The 6,870-nt window shown below is 70.1% G+C and carries 5 protein-coding genes and 1 pseudogene; 4 read left to right on the top strand and 2 right to left on the bottom strand.

The annotated features are described in order from the left end of the window. The 3 genes from ACWGH4_RS27735 to ACWGH4_RS27725 form a co-directional block, all read left to right on the top strand. A partial coding sequence (locus ACWGH4_RS27735; protein ID WP_453465767.1) for a carbohydrate ABC transporter permease occupies positions 1 to 899 on the top strand: 899 nt, incomplete at its 5' end. Then, positions 896 to 1,798, top strand: a complete 903-nt coding sequence (locus ACWGH4_RS27730; RefSeq protein ID WP_453465765.1) for a carbohydrate ABC transporter permease — start codon at positions 896 to 898, stop codon at positions 1,796 to 1,798. The genes ACWGH4_RS27735 and ACWGH4_RS27730, both read left to right, overlap by 4 nt. Before the next feature lie 113 nt (positions 1,799 to 1,911). Beyond that, the gene (locus ACWGH4_RS27725) at positions 1,912 to 3,678 is read left to right on the top strand and encodes an ABC transporter ATP-binding protein (RefSeq protein ID WP_453465763.1); all 1,767 of its coding nucleotides are present in this window, start codon (positions 1,912 to 1,914) and stop codon (positions 3,676 to 3,678) included. 97 nt (positions 3,679 to 3,775) lie between these two features. On the opposite strand, the gene ACWGH4_RS27720 is transcribed toward ACWGH4_RS27725, so the two are convergent. Then, positions 3,776 to 4,702, bottom strand: coding sequence for an AraC family transcriptional regulator (locus tag ACWGH4_RS27720; RefSeq protein ID WP_453465761.1), 927 nt, complete (start codon positions 4,700 to 4,702; stop codon positions 3,776 to 3,778). Between the two features lie 67 nt (positions 4,703 to 4,769). Next, positions 4,770 to 5,692: pseudogene (locus ACWGH4_RS27715) on the bottom strand (NADP-dependent oxidoreductase). 583 nt (positions 5,693 to 6,275) lie between these two features. Here ACWGH4_RS27715 and ACWGH4_RS27710 point away from each other — a divergent pair. Then, on the top strand, positions 6,276 to 6,749 hold the full coding sequence (locus ACWGH4_RS27710) for a lamin tail domain-containing protein (protein WP_453465759.1): 474 nt from the start codon (positions 6,276 to 6,278) through the stop codon (positions 6,747 to 6,749). Positions 6,750 to 6,870 lie beyond the last annotated feature (121 nt).

Raw genomic sequence — 6,870 nt, 5'->3', positions numbered from 1 at the left:
CCCCTCACGGCACGCCGAACCGCCGGGGACGGGGGCGGACGCTCCGCCGGATCACCCCGTGGATGTTCCTGGCCGTGCCCCTGGTTCTGCTGATCACGTTCACCTATGTCCCCGTAGGGAACATGATCTATTACAGCTTCACCGACTGGGACGGCATCAGCCCCGACCGCAACTTCACCGGGGCCGACAACTACATCCAGATCTTCACCCGGCCCGAGCTGTTCCGGGTGTTCTTCGTCAGCTTCTACTACCTCGCCGCATCCGTCGTGCAGATCGTCGTCGCGCTGTACTTCGCGACGGTCCTCAGCTTCGACATCCGCTTCCGCAACCTGTTCAAGGGGATCCTCTTCTTCCCCTACCTGATCAACGGCGTGGCCATCGGCTTCGTCTTCCTCTACTTCTTCCAGGACGGCGGCACCCTGGACTCGGTCCTCTCCTGGTTCGGCGCCGGCACCGACCATGCCTGGCTCGGCGACCCGACCTCCGCCAACACCTCACTGGCCGGCGTGTCCGTCTGGCGTTTCACCGGCCTGAACTTCGTCCTGTTCCTCGGGGCGATCCAGTCCATCCCCGGGGAGCTCTACGAGGCCGCCCAACTGGACGGCGCGAGCAGAGGGCAGCAGTTCCGGCACATCATCGCCCCGAGCATCAAGCCCGTGCTGAGCCTGAGCATCATCCTGGCGGTCTCCGGATCCCTCTCGGTCTTCGAGATCCCCTACATCATGACCGGCGGCGCGACCGGCACCTCGACCTTCGTCATCCAGACGGTCAAGCTCGCCTTCCAGTTCAACAAGACGGGGCTGGCCTCCGCGGCCGCCGTCGTACTGCTCCTGATCATCCTGCTGATCACCTGGATACAGCGCCGTCTCGTACCCGACGACAAGGTGGACCTCGTATGACCACGGCCCCGCAGACGAACCTGCCGCCGCGGGAGCCCCTGCCCCGGCGGACGGACACGGCCCGTCGCACCCCGCGAGCCGGCCGGATCGGCCCCGCACTGGTGTACCTGTCGCTGGTCGCCGCCTCGCTGGTGGTCCTGCTGCCCCTCGTCGTCGTCTTCCTGACCTCTCTCAAGACGTCCGGCGAGGTGGCCGACGGCGGTGCGCTCTCCCTGCCGGGGGACTGGATCAACTTCGACAACTACGCGACCGCGTTCTCCGACGGGAAGATGCTGACCGCGTTCGGCAACACCGCGTTCATCCTGCTCTTCTCGATCACCGGCACGGTCATCATCGGCTCCATGACCGCGTACGCCATCGACCGCTTCCACTTCCGGACGAAGAAACTCGTGATGGCGCTGTTCCTGATCGCCACGCTGGTGCCGGGCGTCACCACTCAGGTCGCCACCTTCCAAGTGGTAAACAGCTTCGGCCTGTTCGACAGCCGGTGGGCCCCGATCCTGCTCTACATGGGCACGGACATCGTCTCGATCTACATCTTCCTGCAATTCGTCCGGGGCATCCCCGTCTCCCTCGACGAAGCCGCCCGGCTGGACGGCGCGAACTCCTTCACCGTCTACCGCAAGATCATCCTGCCGCTGCTCAAACCGGCGATCGCCACCGTGGTGATCATCAAGGGGATCACCGTCTACAACGACTTCTACATCCCCTTCCTCTACATGCCGTCCCAGGAACTGGGCACGATCTCCACCGCCCTGTTCCGCTTCAAGGGGCCCTTCGGTGCCCACTGGGAGAACATCTCGGCCGGCGCGATCCTGGTGATCCTGCCGACGCTGGCCATCTTCCTGTTCCTCCAGCGGTACATCTACAACGGTTTCGCCCAGGGCGCGACCAAGTAGCGGCACCACCGTTCGCGCAGAGCCGCGGCGCACCCGCGCCGCGGCACGCCCGGATGCACGGTGACGAGTTCGGCCGGAAAAGACGTGTACCGCCACGAAAGGGGAGTCCGCCGATGGCGACGCCGGAGAGTCCGCTCGACCACCGGTACCGCGGTGAGCATCCCGTCCGCACCCTGCGCTATCTCTTCCGGCCCGAACGCGCGCGCATGGCAGGCGCGGTCGTCGTGTTCTTCGGCAAGCACGCTCCCGTGTGGCTGCTGCCGCCGGTCACGGCGAACATCATCGACGTCGTCGTCGAGCAGCGCCCCGTATCCGAGCTGTGGTGGAACTGCGCCGTCATGCTCGTCGTCCTCGCACTCAACCTGCCGCTGCATCTGCTCTACGTGCACTGGATGCACGGCTCCGTCCGCCGCGTCGGCCGCGATCTGCGGTCGGCCCTGGTGCAGCGCATGCAGCAGCTCTCCATCGGCTTCCACACCCGCACCAGCTCATCCGTCCTGCACGCCAAGGTGATCCGCGACGTGGAGACCCTGGAGACCGGCGTCCAGCAGACGGCGGACAACGGCCTGACCGCCGCGGCCACGCTCACCGGCGGGCTGGCCGTCATCGCCGTCGTCACGCCCGCCTTCCTGCCCGTGTTCGTCGTCCTCGTCCCGGCCTCCGCCCTCATCGTGGTGACCCTGCGGTCCCGGCTGCGCGACCGCAACGCCTCCTTCCGCCGCTCCGTGGAACGACTGTCGTCCAGCGTCAGCGAGATGACCACGCTCATCCCCATCACCCGCGCCCACGGCCTGGAACGCACGGCCCTGCGCCGGGTCGACCACGACCTCGACACGGTGCTGCGCGAAGGATCACGCCTGGATCTGCTCAACGGCCGCTTCGGGTCACTGTCCTGGATGGTCCTCAACGCCCTCGGCATGGGCTGCCTGGCCGGCGCCGCGCTCGTCGCCTACTACGGATGGCTCGACATCACACCGGGCGCCGTGGTCATGCTCAGTGCCTACTTCTCCAGCCTCACCGGCTCCGTCACCACCCTGCTGACCCTGGCACCGGTCATCGGCAAGGCGCTCGAGTCCGTACGGTCCGTCGGCGAGGTCCTCCAGGCTCCCGACCTGGAGGAGAACGACGGCAAGGAGCATGTCGCCGCCGTGGCGGGGGAGTTCCGCTTCGAGAGCGTGAGCCTCACCTACGACACAGGGGACCGCCCGGCTCTCGACCGCGTCGACCTCACCGTTCCGGCCGGTCAGACCGTCGCACTCGTCGGAGGTTCGGGCGCCGGCAAGTCCACCGTGCTCAGTCTCGTGCTCGGGTTCCACCGCGCGACCCGTGGCCGGATCCTGCTCGACGGCCGGGACCTCGCGGAACTGGATCTGCGCAGCTACCGGCGGTTCCTCTCCGTCGTCCCGCAGGAGTCCATCCTCTTCGAGGGCAGCATCCGTGACAACGTCGCCTACGGGCTGCCGGACGTGGACGAGCCGGCCATCCGCCGGGCACTCACCGACGCCAACGCGGCCGAGTTCGTCGACCGTCTGCCCCACGGCCTCGACACCGTGGTCGGTGAGCGCGGGGCCCGCCTGTCCGGCGGCCAGCGCCAGCGGCTGGCCATCGCCCGGGCGCTGATACGCGACCCCCGCGTGCTCGTCCTGGACGAGGCGACGTCGGCGCTCGACGCCCGCTCGGAGGCGCTGATCCAGCAGGCCCTGGCCCGGCTCGTCTCGGGCCGTACGGTGTTCATCGTCGCCCACCGGCTGTCGACCATCAAGAACGCCGACCGGATCGTGGTCCTGGAGCACGGCCGCGTCAAGGAGGCGGGCACCCACGGCGAACTCCTGGCACGCGGCGGAGCCTACGCGCGGCTGCAGAGCGCCCAGATCTCGTGACGCCCCGCCGCCCGGAGGCTCTGAACCGCTCCTGAGGGAAGCAATGCCCGCCGCCGGCACCCGGGTGGGTAGCGGCGGGTCTCACGCGGCGCGGGTCTCACGCGGCGCGGGCCTGGCGCCGGTACCCGCCGGGCGCGAGCCCGAACTCCCGCTTGAAGGCCTTGGCGAAGGCGAACTCCGATCCGTAGCCGGTCCGTGCCGCGACCGCCGTCAGCGGGATGTCGGACTCGCGCAGCAACCGCGCGGCGGTCGTCATGCGCCAGCGGGTCAGGTAGGCCATCGGCGGCTCCCCGACCAGCACGTTGAAGCGGCGGGCGAAGGCCGCCCGGGACAGACCCGACCGGGCGGCCAGGGACTCGACCGTCCACTGCGTGCCGGGTGCCTGGTGGATCGCGGTCAGCGCGGGGGCGACAGCGGTGTCACGCAGGGCCGCGGCCCAGCCCTGAGCGGTGTCCGCCGGCTGGTCGTCCAGCCAGGCGCGCAGGATGTACAGGAGCAGCGAGTCGATCAGCGAGGGCACGATGCCGTCGGATCCGATGCGCGGATTGTCCAGCTCGGCCCCCAGGAGCTGCACGGCCGCGCTGAGCTCCGGATGGCGGCCGTGCCGGGTGGGCAGGTGGAAGATCGCCGGCAGCCGGCTGACGAGCGGATGCGGACGTCCCTGGTCCAGGTGGTAGTTGCCGCACAGCAGGCTGGCGCGCGGGCCGTCGCCGCCCAGGGAGACGGACCCGATGGGCGATCCGTCGCTGTGCTGCTCGGGCAGTGCCTCCTCGGCCGGCGTGGAGGGATGGTCGGCGAGGACGTGCCCGCGGCCGTCACGTACGAAGATCACGTCACCGGGGCCGAGCGGGACCGGCGGTGTCTCGTCCAGCGGGACGAACCAGCAACTGCCGTGGAGCACCACGTGGAATCCCGCTCCCGCGACCGGCGGCAGCCGCAGCCCCCAGGGCGCCCGGCCGTCGGTACGGACGGACGAGGGGCTGCCGGTGCGCATGGAGGCCAGCGCCTCGGTGAGGATGTCCATCGCCGCTCCCTTCTCCGCCGGGAACGATACGGGCCGCCCCCGAGGTCGAGGGCGGCCGGTATCCGTGTCAGACCGTCAGCACGACCTTGCCCTGCACCTGCCCCGATTCGATCAGCTCGTGCGCCTTGCCCGCCTCGGCCAGGGGGAAGGTCTCCTCGACGTGGGGACGGAGCCGGCCCTCGTCCACCAACGCGGCGATCGCCTCCAGCGCCGCGCGGTCCGGTTCCACCGACACCCCGGCGAAGCGCCGGCCGGCCGCCTCGACCGCGGCGGCGAGTTCGGCGTCACCGTGCTCGAGGATGGTCACCAGCATGCCTCCGGGACGCAGCACCTGGAGCGAACGCGCGCCTTGGGCGGTGGAGTCGAGGACGACGTCCGCGTCCCGCACAGCCTCGGTGAAGTCGGTCGTCCGATAATCGATCACCTCGTCGGCGCCCAGGCCGCGCACGAACGCGTGCCTCGCCGCGCTCGCGAGGGCGGTCACGTGCGCGCCCCGTGCCTTGGCGATCTGCACGGCGAGATGTCCGACGCCACCGGCCGCGCGGTGGATCAGGACCCGGTCACCGGCCTTCAGGGCCGCCGCGTCCACCAGTCCCTGCCAGGCGGTGAGCGCGGCGAGGGGCAGGGCCGCGGCCTCCACATGGCTCAGCGGGGCGGGCTTGCGGGCGAGCTGACGCGAGGGGGCGACGACGTACTCGGCGTACGCGTTCGCCGCGCGGGGGAAGAACGGCATCCCGTACACCTCGTCACCCACCGCGAACCGGGCGCCGGGGCCCGCCTCTTCGACGACACCGGACACGTCCCAACCGACACCGAACGGCGGCTCGCCGAGCAGCGGGTAGGCCCCGACCTGACGGCGGCGTCGACCGGATTGACCGCGGCGGCGCGCACCCGGACGAGCACCTCCCCGGACAGCGGGCGGGGACGTCCGGTCTCGACGACCTCGAGTACCTCGGGGCCGCCGAAGGACTTCTGTATGACAGCGCGCATCAGGATCTCCCTGTGGATTCGGTGTGTTGACTTCACCGTAGGGAGATCGAATGAGCCGCTGTATGGCCGACCGTCTTGCTCACATGTCTGATCGTCTTGCGTCGCGAGCGCCTCGGTACCACTTCTGCCGGTCGGGTACGGGTACGTGTCACGCCCCTGTACGCGCGCTGTGGCCCCTTGCGCTCGTGGCGGAGCGCCGGGCGCCCGGCGCGTATGTGCGATCCCGGGCCCCCTGTGCGAAGAAACGTGCAGAACTGCTGTTACCGGCACGGGAGTCGATGTCCAGGGTGGTGCGCGGGGTGGCGCGGCCGGTCGTGTGCGGGGGTGGGCGTGAAGTTGCCGCTGCTCGCGGGCGGTCGATGTAGGAGTCAGTGAATGTCAGGGGCACGGCCGCCTGCTACGCGTGATCCATACATCCGACAGTTACGGAAATGTCCGTAAACGGTAACTCGGTGGCGTCGTCGGGCCGTCGTGCCCGCCGCGGCCGCAGAGTCGGGTCCGCCGGGCTCGTCAGGGGCCGGTGACCGCACCGCCACCACCGCTGTCACAGCGGGTGGCGCACAGTTTCGAGGAGACATCACCTATGTCTGCTGCTTCAACCTCCCGTCGCATCGCGGCGACCGTTCTCGCCGCCGGTGCCGTCGTCTCGGCCGTCGCGCTGCCGGCCTCCGCCCACGACGGGGACCGTCGGCACCGCGAGGAAGCGCGGGTCGAGATCAGCGCCGTGCAGACCGGCGACCGCGGCCGCGACCACCGCTCCAACCGGGCGCTGAACGCCGAATGGGTCGAGCTCACCAACAACAGCCGCCGTCCGGTCAACCTCGACGGCTGGACCCTGCGCGACCGCGACGGCAACCGGTACCGCTTCGACGACTACCGTCTCGCCGGCCGCTCGACCGTCCGTGTCCACACCGGTTCCGGACGCGACACCCGCACCGACCTCTACCAGGACCGCCGCCACTCGGTCTGGGACGAGCGCTCCGACAAGGCGACGCTGCTCGACCACCGCGGCCACACCGTCGACACCGAGTCCTGGGGGCGTGACCACCGCCGCTGACGCGCTGCCGGGCCGGGCGGGCCGAGGTGTCCCACCTCGCCCGTCCCGCCGGTCATGCGCCTGACCGTCCGGCCCACCACAGACCCGGCCGGTGCCTCGTGAGTCCCGCGAGGCACCGGCC

It is taken from the genome of Streptomyces sp. NPDC054847 (assembly GCF_053610925.1).
Note: the sequence above shows the minus strand (reverse complement) of the source record. Positions and strands in the feature narration are given on the sequence as shown.

Bases quoted from the DNA above. Each gene is read 5' to 3' on its own strand.
- ACWGH4_RS27710 (WP_453465759.1), top strand. From the start codon at position 6,276: ATGTCTGCTGCTTCAACCTCCCGTCGCATCGCGGCGACCGTTCTCGCC.
- ACWGH4_RS27720 (WP_453465761.1), bottom strand. From the start codon at position 4,702: ATGGACATCCTCACCGAGGCGCTGGCCTCCATGCGCACCGGCAGCCCC.
- ACWGH4_RS27730 (WP_453465765.1), top strand. From the start codon at position 896: ATGACCACGGCCCCGCAGACGAACCTGCCGCCGCGGGAGCCCCTGCCC.
- ACWGH4_RS27725 (WP_453465763.1), top strand. From the start codon at position 1,912: ATGGCGACGCCGGAGAGTCCGCTCGACCACCGGTACCGCGGTGAGCAT.